The sequence below is a fragment of the Afipia massiliensis genome, assembly GCF_001006325.2.
GTDB classification, from domain to species: domain Bacteria; phylum Pseudomonadota; class Alphaproteobacteria; order Rhizobiales; family Xanthobacteraceae; genus Afipia; species Afipia massiliensis_A.
On sequence record NZ_LBIA02000001.1, the window covers coordinates 1,154,245 to 1,179,383 of the forward strand.

General features: G+C 62.0%; 25 protein-coding genes. 13 read left to right on the plus strand and 12 right to left on the minus strand.

Going from position 1 to position 25,139, the window contains the following annotated elements; translation table 11 throughout:
* Nucleotides 1–109: 109 nt before the first annotated feature.
* Nucleotides 110–1,336 carry a 5-aminolevulinate synthase gene (gene hemA, locus YH63_RS05445; RefSeq protein WP_046828486.1) on the plus strand — a complete coding sequence of 409 codons (1,227 nt, stop codon included), beginning with the start codon at nucleotides 110–112 and terminating at the stop codon, nucleotides 1,334–1,336.
* A gap of 17 nt (nucleotides 1,337–1,353) precedes the next feature.
* Here the strand turns inward: hemA and YH63_RS05450 are convergent, their stop codons facing one another.
* Nucleotides 1,354–2,019, minus strand: a complete 666-nt coding sequence (locus tag YH63_RS05450; RefSeq protein ID WP_046828485.1) for a response regulator transcription factor — start codon at nucleotides 2,017–2,019, stop codon at nucleotides 1,354–1,356.
* Nucleotides 2,020–2,255: 236 nt separating this feature from the next.
* Here YH63_RS05450 and YH63_RS05455 point away from each other — a divergent pair, with 236 nt between their 5' ends.
* The gene (locus YH63_RS05455; RefSeq protein ID WP_046828484.1) at nucleotides 2,256–5,768 is read left to right on the plus strand and encodes a PAS domain-containing hybrid sensor histidine kinase/response regulator; all 3,513 of its coding nucleotides are present in this window, start codon (nucleotides 2,256–2,258) and stop codon (nucleotides 5,766–5,768) included.
* Between the two features lie 29 nt (nucleotides 5,769–5,797).
* On the opposite strand, the gene YH63_RS05460 is transcribed toward YH63_RS05455, so the two are convergent.
* The 4 genes from YH63_RS05460 to YH63_RS05475 form a co-directional block, all read right to left on the minus strand.
* On the minus strand, nucleotides 5,798–6,445 hold the full coding sequence (locus YH63_RS05460; protein WP_046828483.1) for an HAD-IA family hydrolase: 648 nt from the start codon (nucleotides 6,443–6,445) through the stop codon (nucleotides 5,798–5,800).
* 63 nt (nucleotides 6,446–6,508) lie between these two features.
* Nucleotides 6,509–7,183 carry a response regulator gene (locus tag YH63_RS05465; protein WP_046828482.1) on the minus strand — a complete coding sequence of 225 codons (675 nt, stop codon included), beginning with the start codon at nucleotides 7,181–7,183 and terminating at the stop codon, nucleotides 6,509–6,511.
* A 254-nt stretch (nucleotides 7,184–7,437) separates the two neighbouring features.
* Nucleotides 7,438–9,573 (minus strand): DUF294 nucleotidyltransferase-like domain-containing protein, encoded by a 2,136-nt coding sequence (locus YH63_RS05470; RefSeq protein WP_046828481.1) that lies wholly within the window; start codon nucleotides 9,571–9,573, stop codon nucleotides 7,438–7,440.
* Between the two features lie 45 nt (nucleotides 9,574–9,618).
* The gene (locus tag YH63_RS05475) at nucleotides 9,619–10,239 is read right to left on the minus strand and encodes a hypothetical protein (RefSeq protein ID WP_046828480.1); all 621 of its coding nucleotides are present in this window, start codon (nucleotides 10,237–10,239) and stop codon (nucleotides 9,619–9,621) included.
* A 308-nt stretch (nucleotides 10,240–10,547) separates the two neighbouring features.
* On the opposite strand from YH63_RS05475, the gene YH63_RS05480 reads away from it, so the two are divergent.
* From YH63_RS05480 to YH63_RS05505, 6 genes are all read left to right on the plus strand, one after another.
* On the plus strand, nucleotides 10,548–10,826 hold the full coding sequence (locus YH63_RS05480; RefSeq protein ID WP_046828479.1) for a DUF4212 domain-containing protein: 279 nt from the start codon (nucleotides 10,548–10,550) through the stop codon (nucleotides 10,824–10,826).
* Between the two features lie 12 nt (nucleotides 10,827–10,838).
* Nucleotides 10,839–12,821, plus strand: coding sequence for a sodium:solute symporter family protein (locus YH63_RS05485; RefSeq protein WP_046828478.1), 1,983 nt, complete (start codon nucleotides 10,839–10,841; stop codon nucleotides 12,819–12,821).
* A 208-nt stretch (nucleotides 12,822–13,029) separates the two neighbouring features.
* Nucleotides 13,030–13,350, plus strand: coding sequence for a hypothetical protein (locus YH63_RS05490; RefSeq protein ID WP_046828477.1), 321 nt, complete (start codon nucleotides 13,030–13,032; stop codon nucleotides 13,348–13,350).
* Nucleotides 13,347–13,670 (plus strand): hypothetical protein, encoded by a 324-nt coding sequence (locus YH63_RS05495; protein WP_046828476.1) that lies wholly within the window; start codon nucleotides 13,347–13,349, stop codon nucleotides 13,668–13,670. Before YH63_RS05490 ends, YH63_RS05495 begins: the two co-directional genes overlap by 4 nt.
* A gap of 110 nt (nucleotides 13,671–13,780) precedes the next feature.
* Nucleotides 13,781–14,149, plus strand: coding sequence for a hypothetical protein (locus tag YH63_RS05500; protein ID WP_046828475.1), 369 nt, complete (start codon nucleotides 13,781–13,783; stop codon nucleotides 14,147–14,149).
* A gap of 201 nt (nucleotides 14,150–14,350) precedes the next feature.
* Nucleotides 14,351–16,015, plus strand: coding sequence for an MFS transporter (locus YH63_RS05505; RefSeq protein ID WP_046828474.1), 1,665 nt, complete (start codon nucleotides 14,351–14,353; stop codon nucleotides 16,013–16,015).
* 100 nt (nucleotides 16,016–16,115) lie between these two features.
* On the opposite strand, the gene YH63_RS05510 is transcribed toward YH63_RS05505, so the two are convergent.
* Both YH63_RS05510 and YH63_RS05515 read right to left on the minus strand, forming a co-directional pair.
* Nucleotides 16,116–16,658, minus strand: coding sequence for a hypothetical protein (locus YH63_RS05510; RefSeq protein WP_246658017.1), 543 nt, complete (start codon nucleotides 16,656–16,658; stop codon nucleotides 16,116–16,118).
* A gap of 38 nt (nucleotides 16,659–16,696) precedes the next feature.
* Nucleotides 16,697–17,320, minus strand: coding sequence for a 2-hydroxychromene-2-carboxylate isomerase (locus YH63_RS05515; RefSeq protein ID WP_046828472.1), 624 nt, complete (start codon nucleotides 17,318–17,320; stop codon nucleotides 16,697–16,699).
* 278 nt (nucleotides 17,321–17,598) lie between these two features.
* Here YH63_RS05515 and YH63_RS05520 point away from each other — a divergent pair, with 278 nt between their 5' ends.
* The 5 genes from YH63_RS05520 to YH63_RS05540 all read left to right on the plus strand — a co-directional run bounded on the left by YH63_RS05520 (nucleotide 17,599) and on the right by YH63_RS05540 (nucleotide 20,236).
* On the plus strand, nucleotides 17,599–17,982 hold the full coding sequence (locus tag YH63_RS05520; protein ID WP_046828471.1) for an AtpZ/AtpI family protein: 384 nt from the start codon (nucleotides 17,599–17,601) through the stop codon (nucleotides 17,980–17,982).
* Nucleotides 17,983–18,084: 102 nt separating this feature from the next.
* Complete coding sequence (locus tag YH63_RS05525; protein WP_046828470.1) at nucleotides 18,085–18,834, plus strand: F0F1 ATP synthase subunit A; 750 nt, start codon at nucleotides 18,085–18,087, stop codon at nucleotides 18,832–18,834.
* A 63-nt stretch (nucleotides 18,835–18,897) separates the two neighbouring features.
* The gene (locus YH63_RS05530; protein WP_019195259.1) at nucleotides 18,898–19,125 is read left to right on the plus strand and encodes a F0F1 ATP synthase subunit C; all 228 of its coding nucleotides are present in this window, start codon (nucleotides 18,898–18,900) and stop codon (nucleotides 19,123–19,125) included.
* Between the two features lie 65 nt (nucleotides 19,126–19,190).
* A complete protein-coding gene (locus tag YH63_RS05535; protein WP_046828469.1) occupies nucleotides 19,191–19,748 on the plus strand; it encodes an ATP synthase subunit B in 558 nt (185 codons plus the stop codon).
* 5 nt (nucleotides 19,749–19,753) lie between these two features.
* Nucleotides 19,754–20,236: an ATP F0F1 synthase subunit B gene (locus YH63_RS05540; RefSeq protein ID WP_046828468.1), complete on the plus strand. Its 483-nt coding sequence runs from the start codon at nucleotides 19,754–19,756 to the stop codon at nucleotides 20,234–20,236.
* Between the two features lie 74 nt (nucleotides 20,237–20,310).
* Here the strand turns inward: YH63_RS05540 and YH63_RS05545 are convergent, their stop codons facing one another.
* From YH63_RS05545 to thrC, 5 genes are all read right to left on the minus strand, one after another.
* Nucleotides 20,311–20,973 (minus strand): hypothetical protein, encoded by a 663-nt coding sequence (locus tag YH63_RS05545; RefSeq protein WP_083992717.1) that lies wholly within the window; start codon nucleotides 20,971–20,973, stop codon nucleotides 20,311–20,313.
* 261 nt (nucleotides 20,974–21,234) lie between these two features.
* Nucleotides 21,235–21,822, minus strand: a complete 588-nt coding sequence (locus YH63_RS05550) for a GNAT family N-acetyltransferase (protein ID WP_046828467.1) — start codon at nucleotides 21,820–21,822, stop codon at nucleotides 21,235–21,237.
* A gap of 103 nt (nucleotides 21,823–21,925) precedes the next feature.
* Nucleotides 21,926–22,324 carry a YbaN family protein gene (locus YH63_RS05555; RefSeq protein WP_046828466.1) on the minus strand — a complete coding sequence of 133 codons (399 nt, stop codon included), beginning with the start codon at nucleotides 22,322–22,324 and terminating at the stop codon, nucleotides 21,926–21,928.
* Between the two features lie 23 nt (nucleotides 22,325–22,347).
* Nucleotides 22,348–23,637 (minus strand): M16 family metallopeptidase, encoded by a 1,290-nt coding sequence (locus YH63_RS05560; RefSeq protein WP_046828465.1) that lies wholly within the window; start codon nucleotides 23,635–23,637, stop codon nucleotides 22,348–22,350.
* A complete protein-coding gene (gene thrC, locus YH63_RS05565; RefSeq protein WP_046829733.1) occupies nucleotides 23,634–25,052 on the minus strand; it encodes a threonine synthase in 1,419 nt (472 codons plus the stop codon). The genes YH63_RS05560 and thrC overlap by 4 nt, the downstream gene beginning before the upstream one ends.
* Nucleotides 25,053–25,139 lie beyond the last annotated feature (87 nt).

The following is a 25,139-nucleotide window of genomic DNA, read 5'->3' on the forward strand; positions in this document are numbered from 1 at the left end:
GAAAACGGCCTCGACATCAAAGCTGGAAAAGCTCTAAAAAGACCTCGTGCACGGCGGAAGGCCATTGGCCCGGCTGCCGTAATTCAGGTTCCCATCCAGGGTTTTTGTGATGGATTACAACAAGTTCTTCGGCGATGCCCTCGGGCGGCTTCATGACGAGCGGCGCTACCGCGTTTTCGCGGATCTGGAGCGGATCGCCGGGCGGTTTCCGCACGCGATCTGGCACTCCCCGAAGGGCCAGCGCAACATCGTGATGTGGTGCTCCAACGACTATCTCGGCATGGGGCAGCATCCAAAAGTCGTGGGCGCGATGGTCGAAACCGCGACCCGCACCGGCACTGGCGCCGGCGGCACCCGCAACATCGCCGGAAACAACCACTCCCTGATCCAGCTTGAGCGCGAACTCGCCGATCTGCACGGCAAGGAAGCGGCGCTGGTTTTCACGTCGGGCTATGTGTCCAACCAGACCGGCATCGCGACGCTGGCGAAGCTGATTCCAAACTGCCTGATCCTGTCGGACGCGCTGAACCACAACTCGATGATCGAGGGCATTCGCCAGTCCGGCACTCAATACCTCGTGTTCCGCCACAACGACGTCGCGCATCTTGAAGAATTGCTGCGCGCCAATCCGGGCCGTCCGACGCTGATCGTTTGCGAAAGCCTGTACTCGATGGACGGCGACGTCGCACCGCTGGCGAAGATCTGCGATCTCGCCGAGCGTTATGGCGCGATGACCTATGTCGATGAAGTTCATGCGGTCGGCATGTACGGCCCGCGCGGCGGCGGCATTGCCGAGCGTGACGGCGTGATGCACCGGATCGACATTCTCGAAGGCACGCTGGCCAAGGCGTTTGGCTGCCTCGGCGGCTATATCGCCGGCAGCGCCAAGATGGTCGATGCGGTGCGCTCCTATGCGCCGGGCTTCATCTTCACCACGGCCCTTCCGCCCGCGATCTGCTCGGCCGCGACCGCCGCGATCAAGCATCTGAAATCATCGTCATGGGAGCGCGAGCGTCATCAGGACCGCGCCGCGCGGCTCAAGGCCATTCTCATCGCCGCCGGCCTGCCGGTGATGTCGAGCGATACGCACATCGTTCCGCTGTTCGTGGGCGACCCCGAGCGCTGCAAGAAGGCATGCGACCTGCTGCTCGAACAGCACGGCATCTACATCCAGCCGATCAATTATCCGACGGTGCCCAAGGGTACGGAGCGCCTGCGCATTACCCCGTCGCCGTATCACGAGGACGCGCTGATCGACGGCCTCGCCGAGGCGCTGGTCCAGGTCTGGGAACAGCTCGGCCTGCCGCTGCACGCCAAATCCATGGCCGCTGAATAAATGGCTGCTGAATAAAGCTACGGCCTTCCGACACTAACGGCTTTGGCGTGCCGTGCCGGCGTGTGTGACAGCACGATCCGCATCAGGTCGGCGGCGTTGCGCGCACCCAGCTTGTCCATGATACGCGCGCGATGAACCTCGATGGTGCGGGGGCTGATACCGAGCCGCCGTCCCGCTTCCTTGTTCGACGCGCCGTGCGTGACCTGCGCCAGCACATCCCGTTCGCGCCGTGTCAAAAGCGCAAGGCCCGGGAAGTCGGCGAGACCATCTATCCTCCCGACCATCGATCCGCGATAGATCAGGACGGCCTCCCGCACCCGGTCGATCATGGCTCCCGCCGAAAACGGCTTCTCAAGAAAATCCACAGCGCCGAGCTTCATGGCTGCGACGGCCATCGCGATATCCGACTGACCGGAGATGACGAACACTGGCGGCGCAAACCGCGTATCGGCCAGTTGCTTCAGCACCGCCAGCCCGGAACGGCCCGGGAGCTGAAGATCGAGGATCACGCAAGACGGCGTGGAGGACTGCAGCGATTCAAAGAACGACTCGCCATCCGCGAACGCCCGCGCCTCAAACCCGTCAATTCTCAGCAGCAGCAGCAGGGCATCGCGAACGGAAGGGTCGTCATCCACAACGACGACCGGGGCATCCTGCATAACGAAAGGCAGCATCTGACCCATCGGCCGGCTCCTTGGTGCGTTACGTCTGTATTGCAACTTTTACGTGTATATGCTGATTCGGCTAATCCGCCAACATCTTCGTCGCCAGGCAAACCCGGCCTAAGTCCGGATGCGCCTGACGGCGGACCGGGCTAAGGTCGCAGCCGGGCGTTGACCGAAGGCATGATCCCGAAAGGTGGAAACCGGTTTTTCGGGAGGATCATGCCCAAACGACATAGGCGACGGGGACCCTTTCGATGCTGCATGACTGGGGCGTGATCGCAGCCGCGTTCGGCTACATCGGCCTTCTGTTCGTCGTCGCGAGCTACGGCGAGCGGCTGACGCAGGTTCAGCGCGGCCGCCTCGGCACCATCATCTATCCGCTGTCGCTCGCGATCTACTGCACGTCATGGACGTTCTTCGGCTCGGTCGGGCTTGCGACGCGGACCAGCGTCGAATTTCTCGCGATCTATGTCGGCCCGATCCTGATGATCGCGTTCTGCACGCCGCTGTTGATGCGCGTGATTCAACTGGCGAAATCGCAGAACATCACCTCGATCGCCGACTTCATCGCCGCGCGTTACGGCAAGAGCCAGGCGGTCGCCGCCACCGCCGCCGCCATCGCCATCATCGGCTCGGTGCCCTACATCGCGCTTCAATTGAAGGCCGTCGCGTCATCGCTGGAAACCATCCTCAATCAGGACCAGGACGTCTCCAGCATTCCCTACATCGGCGACATCGCCTTCATCGTCACCATCACCCTCGCCGCCTTCGCGGTGCTGTTCGGCACGCGTCAGACCGACGCTACCGAGCACCAGCACGGCCTGATGTTGGCGGTCGCGACCGAATCGCTGGTCAAGCTGGTGGCGTTCATTGCTGCGGGCGTGTTCGTCACGTTTTTCATGTTCGGGCCGACCGAACTGATCGAACGCGCCATGAAAACGCCGGAGGCGGTGCGCGCCATCGAGGCCACGCCGTCGATCGGCAATTTCCTCGCCATGACGCTGCTGTCGTTTCTGGCGATCATGCTGCTGCCGCGACAGTTCCACGTCAGCGTCGTCGAGAATTCGACCGAAGCCGAGGTGCGCCGCGCGCGCTGGCTGTTTCCGCTCTATCTGATTGCGATCAACCTGTTCGTGATCCCGATCGCCATCGCCGGCCTTGTCACCTTTCCGTTCGGCACATCGGACAGCGACATGTACGTGCTGGCACTGCCGATCCAGGCCAAGGCAACGTCGCTCAGCGTGATCGTGTTTATCGGCGGCCTGTCCGCCGCCACCGCCATGGTGATCGTGGAATGCGTGGCGCTCGCCATCATGGTGTCGAACGACATCATTATGCCGCTGGCGCTGAAACGGAAGCGGTCGTCGCAGGACGGCAAGGCGAACTTCGGCGGCTTCCTGCTCAAGGTCCGGCGCGTCGCCATCTTCGTCATCATGGCGATGGCTTATTTGTATTATCATGCGCTGGGAAATGCGCAGCTCGCCGCCATCGGCCTGCTGTCATTCGCCGCCGTCGCCCAGCTCGCGCCGGCATTTTTCGGCGGACTGTTCTGGCGGCGCGCGACCGCGCGCGGCGCGATGGGCGGCATGCTGATCGGCTTTGCGGTGTGGGCCTACACGCTGTTTCTGCCAAGCTTCGCCGAGGTCGATCCGCGCGGCGCGGTCTGGCTGAAGGAAGGGCTGTTCGGCATCGCCGCGCTGCGGCCCCGCGCGCTGCTCGGCACCGAAATGGCGCCGCTGATTCACGGCGTGTTCTGGAGCCTTTCACTCAATCTCTTGACCTACATCGTGCTGTCGCTGCTGCGCCAGCCGACTTCGATCGAACGGGTGCAGGCCGACCTGTTCGTACCAAACGAACTGGCGCCAATCGCGCCGAATTTCCGGCGCTGGCGCACGACGGTGACGGTGCAGGATCTGCTCAGCACCGTCGCACAATATCTCGGCCCCGAGCGCGCGCAGGTGTCGTTCGAAACCTTCGCCGCGACCCATCACATCAATATCGATCGCGCGGCTCCCGCCGATTTCCGCCTGCTGCGCCACGCCGAACACCTGATCGCCTCATCGATCGGCGCGGCTTCCTCCCGCCTCGTGCTGTCGCTGCTGCTGCGCAAGCGCGCGGTGTCCGCCAAGGCCGCGCTGAAACTGCTCGACGATGCGCACACCGCGCTGCATTTCAACCGCGAGATGCTGCAGACCGCGCTCAATCACGTTCGCCAGGGCATCGCGGTGTTCAATCCGGAGCTTCAGCTCATTACCTCGAACCAGCAGTTCGGCGAGATTCTCGACCTGCCGGCGCAATACTCGCAGATCGGCATTCCGCTGGTCGAGATCCTCGAATTCATCGGCAGCAACGGACAGCTGGATACGGCCCCCGATCCTGCCGCCCTGCAGCGGCGGCTTGCCGCCTACACCACCGAGGGCGAGCCCTATCTGGAGCGGTTGGCCGATCGCAACATGGTTGTCGAGGTTCGCGCCAACCGCATGCCGGGCGGCGCGCTGGTCATCACCTTTTCCGACATCACGCCGAGCTTCGAGGCGGCGGAAGCGCTGGAGCGCGCCAACGCCACGCTGGAGAAGCGCGTCCGTGAGCGCACCGAACAGCTGACCCGGCTCAACAGCGAGCTTGCACTGGCGAAGAGCACCGCCGAAGAAGCCAACATTTCCAAGACCCGCTTCCTCGCGGCGGCGAGCCACGACATTCTGCAGCCACTCAACGCGGCACGTCTCTATGTCACCAGCCTGGTGGAACGGCAGAACGGCGGCGAAGATGCCCGCCTGGTCGGCAACATCGACGACTCGCTGGAAGCCATCGAGGAAATTCTCGGCGCGCTGCTCGATATCTCGCGGCTGGATTCCGGCGCGATGACGCCGTCGATCTCCAGCTTCCGCATGAGCGACCTGATGCGCTCGCTGGAAGTGGAGTTCGCCCCGATCGCGAAAGCGCGAAAACTAAAGCTCACCTTCGTGCCGTGCTCGCTGCCGGTATCCTCGGATCGTGTGCTGTTGCGGCGTCTGCTGCAAAACCTGATTTCGAACGCCATCAAGTACACGCCGAAAGGCCGCGTCCTGGTCGGCTGCCGCCGCAAGGGAAAATCCCTCGAGATCGGAATCTACGATACCGGGGTCGGAATTCCGGTCTTGAAACGCACGGAAATCTTCAAGGAGTTTCACCGGCTCGATCAGGGCGCGCGGATCGCGCGCGGGCTTGGGCTCGGACTGTCGATCGTGGAGCGGCTCGCGCGCGTGCTGAACCACGGCATCGTGGTTGGGTCGAACCTTGGTGGCGGTTCACATTTCACTGTGACGATGCCGATCGCCAAGACCGTGACGCATACGGGCGCGCTGACCGGCGCGAACATCTCTTCGAAGGCGCCGATGAGCGGCACTCTCATCGTCTGCATCGAGAACGACCGCGCCATTCTCGACGGCATGAAAACGTTGCTGACCGGCTGGGACGCCAAGGTCATCGCCGCCGTCGATCCGGTCGCCGCTGCCGAAGCGATCGCGGCGACCGACGAGCGCGTGACCGGCCTTCTGGTCGACTATCACCTCGATCGCGGCAACGGCATCGCGGCGATCCGCGACATCCGGCAGCGATTTGGCGAGGGAATTCCCGCGATCCTGATCACCGCCGATCGCAGTCCGCACGTCCGTGACGCCGCGCGCGAGGACGGAATCGTGGTGCTCAACAAGCCGCTCAAGCCGGCGGCGCTGCGCGCACTGCTCGGGCAGTGGCGGGCGCAGCAGATAGTGGCGGCGGCGGAGTAGTTTCCGTTGGGAGCGCGTTCCGGCGGCGCTCAGGCGTGCGCGTGGCCGCTCAGCGTCAGGCCGGTGGCGGCTTCGAGCTCTCCGATGGCCTGAGGTCCGTCGATCACCTTGATGGTGGTCATGCCCATCTCGCGCGCGGGCTTCAGGTTGACGCCGAGATCGTCGAGATAGACGCAGTTCTTCGGATCGACGCCGAGCGCGTCAACCATCATCCGATAGATGCGTGGATCGGGCTTGCGCAGACCGATTTTCGCCGACTCGATGACATGATCGAACAGCGCCATCGTTTCCGCGACGTAAAGCGCACGGCCACCCGAACTGCCGATGGCGTTGGCGGGAAGATTGTTGGTGATGCAGCCGGTCTTGAAACGCTGCTTCACGCGCCGGAGCGCCTCGACCATCTCCGGGCGTGGATCGCCCGACAGCAGCGGCACGACATCGCGTCCCCGCACCTCGGCGCCGAGCGCCAGCGATTCGGCCGCGAACAGCACGTCAAAGGTTTCGAGATCCACTTCGGCGCGTTCGAACTTCGCCCATGCATTCTCGAAGTGGTTCGCGGCGTTGGTGCGCCGGATGATATCGACCGGAAGGCCGCGCTCCTTCTCAAACCGCGCGAAGGCCTCGAACGGCGAGGTCGTGAGCACCCCGCCAAAATCCCAAATCACCGCCTCAACCATGATCGATTGCCTTCAACTGAAATGTTTTGCATGTCGCCGGTACAGGAGCGGCTAGCCGCGCCGCTACTTCGCCGGATCGGATTGTTTCCACTCTCCGCCTGCGATCTTGGCGGCGGCGATCACTGCCTGCGTCCGGCTTTCGACGCCGAGCTTTTGCAGAATGGCGGAGACATGCGCCTTGATGGTGGCTTCGGAGACCCCGAGTTCGTAGGCGATCTGTTTGTTGAGCAGACCTTCGGACAGCATCATCAGCACCCGGACCTGCTGCGGTGTCAGGGTAACCAGGCGATCGCGCAGTCTGGTCATGTCGGGATCGCCCGCCACGGAGAGATCGACGTCGGCCGGCACCCAGACATCGCCGTTCATGACCTTGCCGATAGCCTCGCGCAGGGTCTCGACGCCGAACCGTTTCGGGATGAAACCCGATGCTCCGAAATCCATCGAGCGGCGGATGGTCCCGGCGTCGTCGCTGGCGGACACGATGACCACCGGAATCGCCGGAAACTGTGCGCGCAGGTAGATCAGCCCGGAAAAGCCGCTGATGCCCGGCATCGACAGGTCGAGCAGGATCAGGTCGACGTCGGATTCGCGATCGAGCAGCGCCGTCAGTTCCTCGAACGATCCGGCTTCATCGATCCGGGCCGTCGCGACGACGCTCGCGACCGCTTGTCGCAGAGCATCGCGGAAGAGTGGATGATCGTCGGCGACGACGAGACGTGTGCTGGAGACTGAGGTCATTTATCCGATACGAACGTCGCTGATGGGTCTGAGTGAACTGACGGCGGCGGCAGATCAAGTGTTCACTGGCCCGGAGAGTCTTGCAAGGCAGCTTATTGGCATGCCTCGGATGGTACGTCACCGGCATCGTGCATTGCAATATCCAGATTCACGGCCTTTATCCGGTAATCCCTTTGTCCAGAAAGAGAAACCGCGTCCTTCTCAACTGAATCGCAATACGCGGATCGGTCTCCGGATGGAACGCCCACGTCACATCAGCCGTTGAACAGCAGATCCCGGGTCAGGACATCTATAGCTGTGACTGCTTCGAGCCCCGCGAGCAGCCGGTGATATTCGCGGGCCGTCAGTTGCTTGACCGCGACGGCGTTGGACGGGGGCATTCCGTGGTGCACATCCTCGATCTGCTGAGCAAGGATCAAGTCGAAAAAGACGCCATGAGCTTCTTCAAGTGCATCGATGTCGGATTCGCTGGCGTTGGTGCACGCCTTGATGCCCGCCAGCCGCGCTGGCGTTGATCGAGCCTCGATACCGTATCGGATGGCCAAGGCGCGCGCAGCGGCCACAAGACCAAACAGCCCGGCCCTCTTGAGGTCGATGCGGCCAGCCTCGGTGCGGATTCCGCCCAGGAATTTCAGACTCGCGGGAGTGTCAATGCCTTCGACCAGAAGCTTGGCGAAAGTGACCTGCCCCACGGCGGCATCGAATGCCGCCCGCCGTACGGCAAGAGCAAGACCGCCATCGCCGTGTACCGCGCGCAAATCGAAAAAAATATCGACGGACAAGAGATCGCTGGGATTTGAACGACTGATCCAGTGATCGATGCGATTCCGCCATGTCGCAATTGAGCCGCGCCAAGCTTCATTTCTTGCCATCACGCCACCCTTGCAATAGGGCACGCCGGCCTCATGCAGGAGATCCGCGACATGCGCCCCGAACGCTGCGAACCAGCGATCTTCGCTGCCCCCCGGCTCGCCTCGCTCGAAAATCACGGCATTGTCCTGGTCCATCGCCAGCAGGCTTTCGCCTCGCCCGGCCGATCCAAGCACGACCAGGGCGTAGGGCGATGGCGGGCCACCCTGGCCGCCTTCCCGCATAAGACCCTCGGCGATCACCGCGGCCTGACGGGATAGCGCACAGAGTTCGCTGGAGATCACCTCGGCAACGTCGCGGCCGGACAGCCCCTCCCCCAACAGCGATTCCGCCAAGGGCGGGAGCTTTCCCCATGCGGCAGACAGGGCGCGCGCGTCCGACGCGGCATCGATTTCATCGCCGAGCAAGATCCCCTCCGCGGCCTGCGGGCGCAGCAGATCCCGCGCAGACAAGGCTCCGATCACGCGGCCTGTTTCATCGACAACACCAAGATGGCGGGTATTGAGGCGACTCATTCGCCCAATGGCGCGGTAGACGAATGCGTCGGCCGCGACTGACACAAGCGGCCTGCTCATGATCCGGCTTACCGGCAATTCGAGTGCGCCCGCTCCGAGACCGTCAATCGCGCGCAACACATCACGTTCGGTGATGACTCCGGCCTCGGCCGCCTTGACGCCGTCCATGCCTGTTTCCGGATTGCTGACATAGAGAGACGATACGTTCTCTCGCATCATCCGGGCCAGGGCGTCGCTGACCCTTGCATTTGTCGTAACGAACAGGGGCGGCGTTCGCATGATGTCGCGATTGCGGTGGCGGTAAGGATAACTATCGACACGCTTCACCATCTGCTCCGCGTCGATGCGGGCCGGAGCTTCGACGGCCTCGATCCAGCCAATCCGCGCCTCATGATCGAGTTGCCGGGAGAGCGCGCCGCAGGCCCGCTCGGCTTCAGCGACCGTGCGGATGCCACACTCACGCAGCTTTGGGACCAGCGCCAGGAATATGCGCGCCGTGGCGACGGCGTCGCCCAATGCGGAATGCCGGTCCACCGCATCGACATCGAGCCACGCCGCGAGTTTCTCCAGCGAGTATCCGGCCAGTTCGGGAGCAACAATCTCCGCCAGCAACCTGGTGTCGAGCGTCCGTGGACGGGACCATTGCAATCCCGCCAGATCGCATTCACGCTTCAAGACCGCGAGATCAAAGCCGATCGTGTGCCCAATGACCACTTTCTGATCGAGCAATGCTTTGAACCGTGACCAGACATCCACGAACGGAGGCGATTCAGCGACCGCTGCATCGTCGATACCGTGAATTCGCGTCGCCGTTGCGGGAATTAACTCACTGCCTGGCCGCAACAGTTGCCGGAACGAGCCCTCGATCAGAAGCTTGCCGCCGGAAATGCGCGCCGCGGCAAGTTCGATCACCCGCGCCTTGCGGGGATCCAGCCCGGTGGTTTCGGTGTCGATGACAACAGCATCGAGCGACAACAGCGGAACGCCACCCTTCGTTCTGTCCATCGCTCGCCCCATTTCTTACGCCGGACGCGCACAACCTGTCGGACGTTACTCTGCGGCCCTCGCGACAAATGCCCGTTCCAGCGCCGGCCGGTCGATGCGCGAAATCAATTCATCATGGATGTTGCACAGGCTGACCCGCAGATAATTGCGCGTTGTCGCGAAGTCACGTCCACGCAGCTTCTCGTGGATCGGCATCAATGCGAAATAGGTTTCCGCCAAAGGTTCAGGAATGTCCATCACGCGCTTGGGCGCATGACCAGCAGTGAGCTCGATCCGTCTTGCCAGTTCGTCTCGCGCAACAAGCCACGCGTCTTCTCCGATCGAGGGAGGGACCGGATAACGATCAAGGACCGAGAGCACCATCGCAGTCAGTTCATCAAGCATGGCGCGGCGGCGATCACCGGCATGCGGCCGCAGCACGCCCTCAACCATTTCGCCGACCATCGCGAGACCGAGCGGGTACGCCTGCCATCGGGAATGTTCGACGGATTTTGCGAAACCCTCTTCGGCAAAAAGCACTTTCGCGTAGTGGCCCGCGCGGGCGCGCGAGTATTCGTAGATACCCTTCTGCACAAGGAAGGCCGACTGCGCGTCGATAAAATCTGCAAGCGCCGCCCTGTCGCTGATCGGCGGCTGGCGTCGGAAAAACCTGTCGAACAGATTCATGAGGTGGAATCCTGACGGTGAATATCCTGCCATATCACGGTGTCGCGCGAATGATTCATTCGATTCATCTCGCACTTGCGAAGCAGGTCCGCGTCAAAGAACCGCAGGTAAATAGGGGTCAAAACAGGGCTCTAAGACGAAAGTCTATAAGGCCTCTTCCTGTCCCGTTGTTAGTTTTTTACCGGCTCCCAGACCGGCATCAAGATCGGTTGGGCCGCGGCAGCGGGGGGCGCCGCTTTTGATGGGATTGCATTCCCCTCGACAAAACCCGGCGCTCGCAGAGCCCGGTTTGGGGAGGATTGCAGCCCATGCCTCACTCCGCAGATCTCAAGGAAAGAGAAGTCGCCCACTGGAGAAAGACCTCCCGCCTGATGTTCACGCATCTCGCGGTCTGGTTCTTCTTCGGATTTATCATCCACATGTTCGTGATCCCGCTCAACAAGATCACGGTCCCAATCCTCAACTTCCCGCTCGGCTTCTACATGGCCGCGCAGGGCTCGCTGATCGTGTTCGTGGTCATGCTTTTCCTGTTCGCAAAGCAGCAGGACAAGATCGATCGCGAATTCGGCTTTGCCGAAGACGATTGAGGGGAAACGAACATGTCCACGCAAACCGCTTCCAGCAGCAACTCGGATTTCATCAGGAATCTGGGGAAGATGTATGGCACCTACACCGGTGGCTTTATCGCGTTCATTATCCTTCTCGCGCTTCTCGAGCAGGCCGGCGTTCCGAACAAAATTCTTGGCTACCTGTTCGTGTTCTTCACACTTGCGGTTTACGCCATCATCGGCGTAATGACGCGAACGGCGGAAGTCTCCGAATACTACGTTGCAGGGCGGCGTGTGCCCGCCTTCTACAACGGCATGGCGACCGGCGCCGACTGGATGTCGGCGGCGTCCTTCGTCGGCATGGCCGGCACTCTCTTCCTGCTTGGCTATGACGGCCTTGCCTGGGTGCTCGGCTGGACCGGCGGCTTCGTGCTGGTGTCAATCCTGATCGGACCTTACCTGCGCAAGTTCGGCGCCTATACCGTGCCTGACTTCCTGTCGTTCCGGTTCGGCGGCAACTTCGCGCGTTTCCTCGGGGTGGTCGTGCTCGTTTGCTGCTCCTTCACCTATGTGACGGCACAGATCTACGGCACCGGACTGATCGCATCGCGATTCCTCGGCATGCAGTTTGAGGTTGCGGTGTTCGCCGGCCTCGTCGGCATCCTGCTTTGCGCGATGCTCGGCGGAATGCGCGCGGTCACCTGGACGCAAATCGCACAATACGTCGTGCTGATCATCGCGTATCTGACGCCGATCATAATCCTGTCCACCCAGAAGTACGGGATTCCGATCCCGGAACTCACCTACGGTCAGGCGATCGCAGAAATCACGGCGCGCGAAAACCAGATGCTGCAAACGGGTCTTGCGACGGCCGCAAGCCTCAAGCCGCACATTCAGCCGTTCATCAACTATAGCCCGCTGAACTTCTTTGCGATCATCTTCTGCATGATGGTCGGCACGGCCTCGCTTCCGCACATCCTGATGCGTTATTTCACCACCCCGTCGGTGCGTGAGGCGCGTCAGTCGGTCGCTTGGTCGCTGCTCTTCATCTTCCTGCTCTACTTCTCGGCGCCGGCTTATGCGGCGTTCTCGAAGCTGGAAGTTTATACCAACATCATCGGGCGGGATCTGACCGCGATCCGGCCTTGGCTCTTCCAGTGGGGAGAACTCGGGCTGATCCAGATCTGCGGCAAGAACGCCGCCAACATCGATGCCATCGTGGCCGCGTGCAAGGCCATTGCCGGTCATCCCGGGGTGGTCAGGTTGCAGGACTTCGTGATCAATACGGACGTGATCGTGCTCTCCACACCGGAGATCGCGGGACTTCCTTATGTGATCTCGGGCCTTGTGGCCGCCGGTGGCCTCGCCGCAGCGCTCTCCACCGCTGACGGACTCCTGCTCGCCATCGCCAACGCACTCAGCCACGACGTCTACTACAAGATGCTCGACCCCAACGCGCCGACGATCCGCCGGCTCACGGTGGCCCGAGTGCTCTTGTTCTTCGTCGCCGTGGCTTCTGCGGCGCTGGCTGCGACCAAACCGGGAGACATCCTGGCGATGGTGGGCTGGGCATTCTCGCTCGCGATGGCCGGTAATTTCCCGGCGCTTGTGATGGGGGTGTGGTGGAAACGCGCGACAGCGACAGGTGCGGTCTGCGGCATTATCGCCGGGTTCGGACTCTGCCTGTTCTACCTTGTGACCACCAGGTACTTCCCCGGTGCCGGCGTGGCATATTTCGGTATGTCCTCGCTGCTGAACCCCGTAACAGGTGCGCCAATAGTCGATATCGCAAAGGCCATGGCGCTACCGAATGCCATGGAAAGCTGGCCAACGCTGGCTCATCCCCTGGCCAACAAGGTCGGCTGGTTCAATCTCAACAACATCGCCTGCGGGTTGTTGGGAATGCCGCTCGGCTTCCTGGTCATCTACGTCGTTAGCCTGATGGGCAAGGAACCGTCGAAGGAGATGCAGGCCTTCGTCGATGAAATCCGCAGACCACGCGGTGAGACGGTCCTCAAGGAAAAAACCACCTGACGCACCACTCCTGATCTCTGGAAACGGGGCCCTTTCGGGCCCCGTTTTGTCGAGACGATAGCTTCGGACTTGCCGTCGATCCCGGCGCTTGTCATCCTGTGACAATGCCGCTCCTGAAACCGAAACGACGCAGGCAAAAGTTTCTCTTGTCGACGATTGGGTGCGCAATCTCCGCACGTTGAGACATGTACTCCGGGGGCCCATATCCGTGGACATAGCGACATCCTTTGCCAGCTACTGGTATTTTCACATCCCGAATTTCATTCTGGCGGCATTGATGTACACGATGCTCGGCCGGGTTTTACTCAGCCTGATGGTTGACCCCGACTCGCCGAACTATATTTGGCGGTTTTTCTGCAGAATCACCGATCCGGTGATTGCGGCGGTTGCGATCGTGACCCCCAAGGTCACGGCGCCGGTGGTCCGCTGGCTGTTTGGATTCGTCTGGCTGTTCTGGATTCGCGTCGGTTTCCACTACACATTGCTGGTGCTCAATCTCGCCCCCCGAGCCGCGGGAGCAGCGTCATGAGCCGCAACTTCTATTTTATCGGCATCGCCTTTTTCGGCATGATCAACGGCATCTTTAATCAGCTCTGGCTGATCTTCGCGCTGCTTTACGTGCAGCCCTTCGTGGGACCGCTATTGTTCGGAAGCCTGCCGCTGACGCTGATGTTCGCATCCCTGATGGTTTCGACCGCCACCGTCATTCTTGGCGGCATTCCGGCGGCGGTTTACGAACGCGTCACCGGTGCCGCGGAGTCGAACGATGCGTCGCTCTGGATATGGCTCGCCGGAACCGCGCTGCTGACGCTGCCGGCCGTCGGCAACTTCGTCAAGATCGGCTTGTAGACAGCATCGCGCAGAGTAAGGTGGGCGCGATCTGACTTGACGATACGCTTGAACGCGCGATGCAGGTGCCCAGTTGACTGACGTTGCCGGTCGTTCATGGAGTAACGACAATGGAGGAAATGCGCCGCATCGCCTTTGAAACGGTGCTGCGCGCCTGCGGTTTCGCATCCCTCGCCATTTTCTGCGTCATGATCGGCCTGTCTTTCCTGCCGCGATCCGCATTTCAGGCCGGCGGATTTCTCAGCATGGTGATGACCCTCGTCCTTGTCCTGAAGGCGCACGAAGCCCAGACCAAGGACCATCGCCGGACCGAGATGTGGCTCTATTTATCTGAGGAAAACCGTCCGCCGGCGGCCCACGCGCAGCGGACGATCGCAGCCTTGATGCGCGAGACCTATTTGCTGTTTGCGCGCTGGACTGCACTCGTCAGCATTGCGATGTGGACGATCGCACTGCTCTTTTCGATCTTCGGCCTCTAGCTCCGAGCCCACCCGCCCCGCAGGAATGACATTTGTGCGACGCGAAAAGCCCTTCACCCGCCTTTGGTCGTGAGCCGAAAGTCCAATAGGGCGAGGTTTCACGCCGATGTTACCTTGGTGCGAACTTCTCGCGCTTATGAGCCGGCCAAAGAACGGCGCGCAGAGGCGATTTTATCAGCAACGTTTTTGGGGAGCATCGAAATGGCCACCATCACTACAACCTCGCCGCGGACGGGCGGCATGACGAAGGACGAACGTTTCGTCATCTTCGCGTCATCGCTCGGCACCGTCTTTGAATGGTACGACTTCTACCTTTACGGCTCGCTGGCCGCGATCATCGGCGCGCAGTTCTTCAGCGCCTATCCGCCAGCCACCCGCGACATCTTCGCGCTGCTCGCATTCGCCGCAGGGTTCCTGGTTCGCCCGTTCGGCGCCATCGTGTTCGGGCGCATCGGCGACATCGTCGGCCGCAAGTACACCTTCCTCGTCACCATCCTCATCATGGGCCTGTCGACCTTCATCGTCGGCCTGCTCCCGAACGCAGCCACCATCGGCATCGCAGCTCCGATCATTCTGATCATCCTGCGCCTGCTGCAGGGCCTCGCGCTCGGCGGCGAGTACGGCGGTGCGGCCACCTACGTCGCGGAGCACTCGCCTCCCGGCAAGCGCGGCTACTACACCTCGTTCATTCAGACCACCGCCACACTCGGCCTGTTCCTGTCGCTGCTGGTCATCCTCTTCACTCGCACGATTTTGGGCGAAGCCGCGTTCGCGGATTGGGGCTGGCGCATTCCGTTCCTGCTCTCCGTCGCGCTGCTCGGCGTCTCGGTCGTGATCCGGCTGAAGCTGAATGAATCGCCTGTGTTCCAGAAGATGAAGGACGAGGGCAAGGGCTCGAAGGCCCCGCTGACTGAATCCTTCGCGCGCTGGAGCAACGCCAAGATCGTGCTGATCGCACTGTTCGGCGGCGTGATGGGCCAGGGCGTGGTCTGGTACACCGGCCAGTTCTACGCGCTGTTCTTCCTGCAATCGATTCTGCAGGTCGACGGTTACACGGCGAACCTGCTGATTGCATGGTCGCTGCTGCTGGGCACCGGCTTCTTCATCGTGTTCGGCGCGCTGTCGGACAAGATCGGCCGCAAACCTATCATCCTCGCGGGCTGCCTGATCGCGGCTCTCACCTTCTTCCCGATTTTCCGCATGATCTCGACCAACGCCAACCCGCAGTTGGAAAAGGCCATCGAGACGGTGAAGGTGTCGGTTGTTGCCGATCCGAAGGGCTGCGGTGACTTGTTCAATCCGGTCGGAACCCGCGTGTTCACTGCACCTTGCGACCTTGCCCGCGACTTCCTCGCGAAGTCCTCGGTCAAGTATGACACCGTTGCTGGTCCCGCCGGTTCGCCGGTGAAGATCTCGATCAATGGCACTGAGGTGCCTTACACCAAGCCGGCAGACTCGAATGCCGGCGCGACCGCTGCCCTCCAGGCGGCCGGTTATCCAAAGCGCGGCGCCAACCCGACGCTTGTGAAGATGTCGCATCCATTCGATATCTTCCGGCCGCAGGTTGCCGCCATCATCGGCCTGCTGTTCGTCCTCGTGCTCTTCGTCACGATGGTGTACGGCCCGATCGCCGCGATGCTGGTCGAATTGTTCCCGACCAAGATCCGGTACACGTCGATGTCGCTGCCCTATCATATCGGCAACGGCTGGTTCGGCGGTCTGTTGCCCGCGACATCGTTCGCGATCGTGGCATCGACCGGCGATATCTACTCGGGTCTCTGGTATCCGGTGATCTTCGCATTGATCACCGTGGTGGTCGGCTTCTTCTTCCTGCCGGAAACCAAGGACGTCGACATCACCAAGTAAAGATCGAAGGTCAGGCGGCACGCTCCGCCTGATCCTCCATCCAAACACATCGGCCGCGGATCGCTCCGCGGCCGATTTTTTGTTTTGAGTTGCAGTTCGCTCAGATCTCGGACAACCGCTTCTGCAGACGGACCGCCATCTCGATCAGGCGATCCCAGACGCGATCGATCAGCGCCAGCAGCTTTTCGTGCTCGGGCGGCAGTTGCAGCTCGACCTTCCTGTCGGGCGACGCCTTGCTGTCTGGCGACGCCTGCGCGCTCTTCCTGGAATCTTCCTTGGCAAGCGGCGTATCGGTCTTGCCGGTCACGGTGTCGCGCTGGGCCAGTTGCTCACGCAGGTTCTTGTTGTCGGTCTGAAGCCGGCCGATCTCGGTGTCGAGCGCGGCCCGCTCATCCGGCACCAGCCGGCAGATCCAGCCGTTCTTGTTGGTGCAGATCGACACCACACCGTTGCGGGTATCGAGCCGCAGGAATCCGTCCGTGACCGGCGACAGCGTGTATCGGCCATTCTCAGTGTCGGGGGCAGACTGGGCGCGCGCGCCGTGACCCAGCGTCAGCGACGCCGCCAACGCCATCGCGGCAAAACCGGTTCGGCGGATCGCCGCCCTTACGAAAGCCTCACCGGTTATCTTATCTGAACACATGGGCTCGGCCCTCCCGCGCAATCGCCCCTGTCTTCGTCTCAGACGTTAGAGGTGTAGGCCTTGCGACCGGATTTCAACGCGTCCGCAAGCAATTCGATCCGGTCCTGCCCCCAGAAAACCTCGCCATCGAGAACCCAGGCCGGCGAACCGAACACACCGGCCTCAATCGCATCCTGACGGTTCTGGTCGTAAACCGCGCCGACTTCGTTCGACGCCGCGTGCGCCACGATGCTGGCGCCCGGCAGCCCCGCCTCGTCGGCCAGCCGCGCGACAGTGGCCGCGTCGGCAAGATCGAGCTGCTGCTCCCAGACGCCGATGAAGGCGCGGCGCAGAAACGGTTCGGGGTTCAATCCCGCCGCCATCGCAGCGATCACGGCGCCATCCGCAAGCCGCACATTGAACGGCCAGTGCTTCGGCTGGATGTGGAAATTCAGCCCACGCTTCTCGCGCCAGCGCTGCATTTCCATGAAGCGGTAGCGCTGCCGCGCCGGATGCCGCTTCGCCAGCGGCAAGCCGCCGGTCTCGGAGAACAGATCGACGAGGACGACCGGCTTGTAGTTGACCTTCAACTGATGCGCGGCCGCGAGGTCCTGAAACAAGGCATGGCCGATGTAAGCCCATGGCGACTGGATGGAAAAATAATAGTCAATCTGGCGCGCCATCGGTCCTCCGGCTGCACGATTTCAGGATGTTCCGGTGATATCACAACCCTGCCAAACCGCAGCAGGAGGCGCCACATTGTGTGTCACGATTATCGCAGTGCGGCGAGTGCGCGCAGCGGTTGGATTTTTTCTTCGATTTCATAAATTATTTCAATGTGATACCTGTCAATCAGGCAATCTTGACTTGCTCGTATGCCGTCAGTATGGTCCGCGCGGTTTCCGTGGGTGGCGGGGCGTTTTTCTCTGAAATCGCGCGACGGGGGTGGGTGTCGACAGCAATGGCGAACGGCACGCACAACAACGGTCGCGGCGAGGGGGAACGAGACAAACCGCCTGCCGACGAAGCTGCGCTCTCCGCAAGGCTCGACCGTCTGAATCATCGGCTTTCCGACATCCGGAAAGATCGCAAGAACCAGACAGATCAGTCAGGAAGCGGGGCAGCCTCCGCCAACGCATCAGCGATGGCCCGGGGGTTTCGCCTCTCCTCCGAATTGATTGCAGGTGTCGTTGTCGGAGCGGTCATTGGCTGGGGCATCGACCGTCTCTTGTCGACTTCCCCCTGGGGTCTGATCGTGTTTTTTCTGCTTGGCTTCACCGCCGGCGTGATCAACGTGATGCGGGCAGCCGGCGTCGCAAACCGCGATGCGTCCGATCGCTCCTGACAGGCTCCCGCGACCGGTCCTGGGAAACGCTTGGAATTTCAAGCCAGCTCGCTGGCGGGTGTTACTGTCCGGCACGCCGGCAAAGATGAAAGACGAACGTGGATGGCCGATCCGATCCATCAATTTGAGATCCACAAGATCTTCTCGCTGGGCCACATCGGCGGACAGGAGATCGCGTTCACCAACTCATCGGCCTACATGTTCGGCGCGGTTGCCGTCGTCTCATTGCTGATGATCGGCGGCAGCGCCGGACGCCACCTGGTCCCCACCCGTTTCCAGTCGGTCGCGGAACTGTCCTATGAATTCGTCGGGAACACGCTGAGAGAAAGCGTCGGCGACGAAGGCATGAAGTTCTTCCCCTTCGTGTTCTCGCTGTTCATGTTCATCCTGACCGCGAACATGATCGGCATCATTCCCTACACCTTCACCGTGACCAGCCACCTCATCGTGACGCTGGCGCTGGCGCTGATGGTGTTCCTGACCGTGCTGCTCTACGGCCTCTACAAGAACGGCTTCAAATTCTTCAAGCTGTTCGTGCCCAGTGGCATTCCGCTTTATATCCTGCCGCTCATCATGGTGATCGAGGTGATCTCGTTCCTGTCGCGGCCGGTGTCCCACTCCGTGCGTCTGTTCGCGAACATGCTGGCAGGTCACATCACCCTCAAGGTGTTTGCGGGATTCGTAACGTCGCTGAGCGCGCTCGGCGCTGTGGGCATCTTCGGTTCGATATTGCCGCTGGCGATGACGACCGCGCTCACCGGCCTCGAAATTCTCGTGGCTTTCCTGCAGGCCTACGTCTTCACCATCCTGACCTGCATCTACCTCAACGACGCACTTCATCCCGGACACTGACTTCAGACACTGGCCGGATTTCACTCATCCACTGACACCAACATCCCAAGAAGGAGTTTCACCATGGATCCAGTTGCAGCAAAGTACATCGGCGCCGGCATCGCTTGTCTCGGCATGGGCGGCGCAGGTATCGGCGTCGGCATGATCTTCAGCCAGTTCCTCAACGGCGCGCTTCGCAACCCGTCGGCCTCGCAGGGCCAGTTCGCTAACCTGATTTTCGGCTTCGCCGTGACGGAAGCGCTCGGCATCTTCTCGCTGCTCGTCGCGCTGCTGCTGCTGTTCGCCGTCTGATTTCAGATGATGCGTACGCCGCGGGGCCGTTAACGCACCGCGGCTGACGCCAACAGGAGACGCTCATGGCGACGGGTCAGGGCACTGCAAAGGGCACGACCGCCCACACCGCGGCAGACGGACATGGCAAGGCGGGGTTTCCGCCTTTCCAGAAGGAGACGTTTGCCTCGCAGCTGGTGTCGTTCGCGATCGCCTTTGCGTTGCTTTACTTCATTGTGTCGAAGTTCGCGCTTCCGCGCGTCGGCGGCATTATCACGAACCGCGAAGGCGTGATCGAAAACGATCTCGCCGAGGCGCAGAAGCTGAAAGACGAGTCCGATCAGGCTCTGAAGGCTTATGAAACCGAGCTTGCCGATGCGCGGGCGCGGGCTCAGGCCATCGGATCCGAGACACGCGACAAGCTGAACGCGCAGGCCGAAAGCGACCGCAAGGCGCTGGAGACCAGCCTCGCAGCCAAGCTGGCCGATGCCGAAAAGACCATTGCCTCAACGCGCGCAACCGCGATGGGCAATGTCCGTTCGATCGCATCGGACGCGGCAACGGCTATCGTTCAGCGTCTCACCGGCATTGCGCCCGACAGCAAAGCTGTCGATAGCGCCGTCGATGCGTCCTTGAAGGGATAACGACGATGTTCCAAGCAGAATTCTGGGTCGCCGTCGCCTTCGTCCTCCTGATGGGTGTGTTCGGCTATTTTGGCGTTCACCGCACCATCCTGCAGGCGCTCGATACTCGCCGCGATCGCATCAAGAAAGAACTCGACGACGCCCGTCGCCTCAAGGAAGAGGCTGTGAAACTGGTCGCCGAGTATCGTGCCCGTCGCGCCAGCGCCGAACGTGAAGCGCAGGAGATCATCACCAGCGCCAAGGCCGAGGCCGAGCGCATCGCGGCCGAAGCCAAGACGAAGATGGAAGAGTTCGTCGCCCGCCGCACCAAGACCGCGGAAAGCAAGATCGCCCAGGCCGAAAGCCAGGCGATTGCCGACGTCCGCGCGGCCGCTGCCGAAGCCGCCGTGACCGCCGCGTCCTCGATCATGACGCAGTCGGTCAAGGGCTCGGTCGCCGACGGCCTGATCGCCAAGGGCATCCAGGACGTTCGCAGCAAGCTGAACTGACATCTCACACACGATCTAAAAAGCCGGCCCCGTTGATTCGAGGCCGGCTTTTTGCTGTCAGATCATGTGGCTCGTTATTTCTTCCGCTTGCGCGCAGGCTCCGGCTTCAGCGCCGCCGGATCGAACCCGACATAGAAGATGTACTTGTCGTTCGCGGCTTCGGTCGGCGCCGGATAGACGATATCTTCGGCTACGATGCTGAACTCGGTGTTTTCGCCTTCCATCGCCACCGTCGTCCGGAACGCCTTGGTGACGATGACCTTCTCCGGTGCACCTTCCTGTACGACGGCGACGCGCATCGGCACATCGACCGTCGGCGGCGCGCCCGCGGGCCCGGTGATGATCCGGCCCAGAATGCCGATTCGCACCGTCACCTGACCGTTCTGCAAATTGCAGTCGCGCGCGGTGCGGGTGATCGATCCCTGATAGCGCAGATCGTTGCCGGAGGCAGGCTTGCCGGGCACACCGACCGCGAGCGTGGACGCGCCGAAGCGGATCGCGACGCTGGGGCAGGTGAGATCGCTGTTCTGCGTCGCCTGCGTTGACGGACTGGAGGATGTGCTGGCTTCCTGCGAATTCGAGCCGAACAGCTGGCTGAACTTGCTGCCGATCGACGAACTGGTCGATGGACTGCCGGACGATCCGCCGGACATGCTGCCGCAGCCCGACAGCGCCGTACTCGCTGCCACGGCCAGCGCAGCCATCGCTGCGCGCTTCAAACGCCTGCCATCCGCCATCATTGCTTCCAGTTGGCCAAAAGATCGGAAAGGAACCTAGTGTCCTGAATCCGAAGTTCGCCTCATTTTTCAGCACCTTCGTAGCGAACTTCGGATTCAAAAGGACACTAGAAATTATGATTCTCGTGTGGTTTTGGTTCGCAAGTCCGCAAACGAACGCGCTGTAGAAATGATGCGGACTTGCGAACCACCACACGAGACGGCCTTATAGCAGGGCAATGACGGCGAACCAAAGGCGCAAGGCGGGCTTAGGTGCGCTGGTTAACCGCGGAAATCCTCATCCAGCAGGCCATACAGGCAGTGGTCCTGCCAGACCCCGTTGATGCAGAGGTAACGCCGTGCCAGCCCTTCGCGGGCAAAGCCGCATTTCTCGAGAACCCGGATCGAGGACTGATTGGTCGGGATGCAGGCGGCCTCGACGCGATGCAGGTTGAGCTCGCCGAACAGCGTCGGCAGCAGCACCCGGAGCGCCGCGGTCATATAGCCCTTGCCCGCATGAGGCTGGCCGATCCAGTATCCAAGGGTCCCCGCCTGCACGATCCCGCGCCGCACATTGGCAAGCGTGACCCCGCCCACCAGCGCTCCGTCGTCCTCGCGAATCACCAAGAAGGGATAGGCCCTATCCTCGGCGATATCCTCGGCGTAGCGCCGCAACCGGCGGCGGAATCCCGAGCGGGTCAGGTCATCGGATGGCCAGATCGGCTCCCATGGCGTGAGAAACGTCCGGCTGATCTCGCGCAGTTCGCTCCACTGCGGATAGTCGGGCATTTGCGGTGCGCGCAACAGAAGTCCGTGTCCGCGCGGGGCGAGCGCCGGAGCCGTCGTCGTGGGCAAGCGAAACAGGGCCATGCCGAAACCCTTCTTCCCTATCCGGATGCAGGCGATGCACCCACATACCTATTCTAGCATAATCTGCCGGCCAATCCGATCCGGCAAGCGGTGCGATTGAACACTACGACGGTCTCGAAAATACATAAGCGAGGCCCGTCAGCATCAGCGCAGCGACGGCAAGCGTGAGCGGCAGGCCGGGATCGCTAGCAAGCCGGAACAGGGTGAAGCCGATAATCATGCCAACCAGCGCGGCCAGCTTCGCGTTGCGCGGAATGGCGCCGCGCGAACGCCACGCGCGCAGGGTCGGTCCAAAACGCTCATGCTCCAAAAGCCAGGCCTCGAACCGCGGAGAAGACCGGGCGAAGCATGCCGCCGCCAGGATCAGGAAAGGCGTTGTCGGCAGCACCGGCAGGAACGCGCCGACAAAGCCGAGCGCAACGAAGACAAATCCCAGGACGAGGAAGAGGATGCGCAGAAGACGCGAGGAGCGAGAATCATTGTCGGCGGGATCGCTGCTCACGTCGTCACATGCGGCGTTCTGCGTCAGTGCAGCAGCGCCCTGGCCTTCGGGCGCGCCAGACCTTCCGCTAGGCTTACGGCGGTATCGAGCCCACGCCCCTCGCCCAGCGCCACCACCGCCGGACGGCTGCGGCTCAGCAAGGCGCGCGCGGCATTGCGGGTCGATTCCACGCTGACCGCATCGATCCGCGCCACCAGTTCGTCCACCGTCAGCGGACGTCCGTAGGCCAGGATATGCCGCGCCATCTGCTCGGCGCGAGCGCTGCAGCTTTCCATCCCCATCAGGAGGCCAGCCTTCATCTGCGCCTTGGAGCGGGCGATCTCCTTTTCGGTCAGCGTCTCGACGGCATTGTTCATTTCGTCGACGATGACTTCCACCATCTCCGGCGCATCGGCAGGATCCGTCCCGGTGTAAAGTCCGAAAAATCCGGTGTCGGAATAGGCGGCGTGGAATGTGTAGATCGAATAGCAAAGCCCGCGCTTCTCACGAACCTCCTGGAACAGCCGCGATGACATGCCGCCGCCCAGAATGTTGGAGAAGACCTGCACGCTGAACAGCGACAGATCCGATTGCGGCACACCTTCGAGCGCCAGCGTCAGATGCGCCTGTTCGAGATCGCGGCGAATGACGCGCGAGCCGCCCTTGCCGAACATCGCTGGCACCGGCTTCGGCCCCGGCGTGCCGGCGAAGCTTGCAAAGCGCTGCTCCACCTCGGCGACAACGTGCTTGTGATCGACTGCGCCAGCGGCGGCGACGACCATTTCGGGGCCGCGATAATGCGTGGTCAGATAGTTGTGCAGATTATCGCGATTGAAACTGGCAAGCGTCTGCGGCGTTCCGAGCAGCGAACGGCCCAGCGGCTGGTCCGGATAACACAGCTCGCTGAGATGCTCGAAGATCACGTCATCCGGCGTATCCTGCGCCGCGCCGATTTCCTGCTCGATGACGCCTTTCTCGCGCTCCAGTTCCTCGGCATCAAAGGACGGATTGGCGAGAATGTCCGACAGCACGTCGAGCGCCAGCGGCACATCGGCCTTCAGCACGCGCGCATAGTAAGCAGTGGATTCGTTGCTGGTCGCGGCATTGAGATCGCCGCCGACCGCCTCGATTTCCTCGGCGATCTGCTGCGAGGTCCGCCGTGTGGTGCCCTTGAAGGCCATGTGCTCGAGCAGATGCGACATGCCGTGCTCGTCCGCCTTCTCGTCGCGGCCGCCGACGCCGGTCCATACGCCGAGCGCCGCGGTTTCCAGATGCGCCATCGTATCGGTGACCACCGTCAGTCCGGAAGCCAGCTTGGTGATTTCAACGCTCATCCGGCGACTCCCTGCTTCGCGGCCCTGCTCACCGAGAGAATGAACCGCTCGACCTCGGTCTGGTCGTTCTTCATGACCTGGATGTGTTCGGACTTTGTCATCAGCCCGTCGAGCCAGGCCGGCAGCGGCGGACGAACTCCACACGCCGCCTCGACGGCATCGGGGAACTTCGCAGCATGGGCTGTCGAGAGCACGATGTTGGGAACGGTCGAGACCGGCTTGTCCTGGTCGGCGACGGCAAGCGCCACCGCGGTGTGCGGATCGACCAGTTCGCCCGCCTCGCGCCATGCGGCGCGGATCGCAGCGCTGGTTTCGGTTTCGTCGGCGCGGCCCGCGTCGAAATCTTCGCGGACCTGTTTCAGCACCGCATCGCTCAGCACGAAACGGCCCGACTGCGCCAATGACCCCATCAGCGCGCGGATCACGGCGCCGTCACGGCCGGTGGCCTCGAACAGCAGCCGCTCGAAGTTCGACGAGATCTGGATGTCCATCGACGGCGATGTCGTCGCATGAACCTGCTTCACCTCGTAGATGCCGGTCTTGAGCGTGCGCGCCAGAATGTCGTTGACGTTGGCGGCGATGCGCAACCGCCGGACCGGAAGGCCCATGCGCTTAGCGACATAGCCTGCGAAGATATCGCCGAAGTTTCCGGTCGGCACGGTGAAGTCGACTTCGCGTGCGGGCGCGCCCAAGGCAACCGCAGACGTGAAGTAATAAACCACCTGCGCAACGATGCGCGCCCAGTTGATCGAGTTCACCCCGGACAGCGATACGGAATCGCGGAACTTGTGGTGATTGAACAGGCCCTTCACGATTCCCTGGCAGTCGTCGAAATTGCCTTCGATCGCCAGCGCGTGAACATTGGCCGCGCCGCTGGTGGTCATCATGCGCCGCTGCACGTCGGAAATGCGCCCGTTCGGAAACAGCACGATGAGATCGGCATTGTCGCGGCCGGCAAACGCATCGACCGCGGCGCCGCCGGTGTCGCCGGACGTCGCAACCACAATGGTGGTGCGCTGGCCGCGCTTTGCCAGCACGTGATCCATCAGCCGCGACAGCAGCTGCATCGCCACGTCCTTGAACGCGAGCGTCGGGCCATGAAACAGCTCGAGCACGAACTGGTGCGGCCCGATCTGGCTGAGCGGCACCACTGCCGGATGACGGAACGTGGCATAGGCTTCCACCGCCATGCGGCCGAGATCTGCCTCCGAAATCTCGTCCGCGACGAAGGGGCGGATCACCTCGACGGCGACTTCCCAATACGGCCGGCCGAAAAACCCGGCGATGGTCTCAGCGCTGAACTGTGGCCAGACCTCCGGCACATACAGGCCGCCGTCGCGGGCAAGCCCGGTCAGCATCACGTCGCAGAACCCAAGGCGGGGCGCTTCGCCCCGTGTCGAAATATAGCTCGTCAAGCGATCCTCCAAAGGCTCAAGCCCGACGCAAGCCTTTGATAATGTTGGATTATAAACTTCACCCGAGGTGAAATCGAAACGCACCAT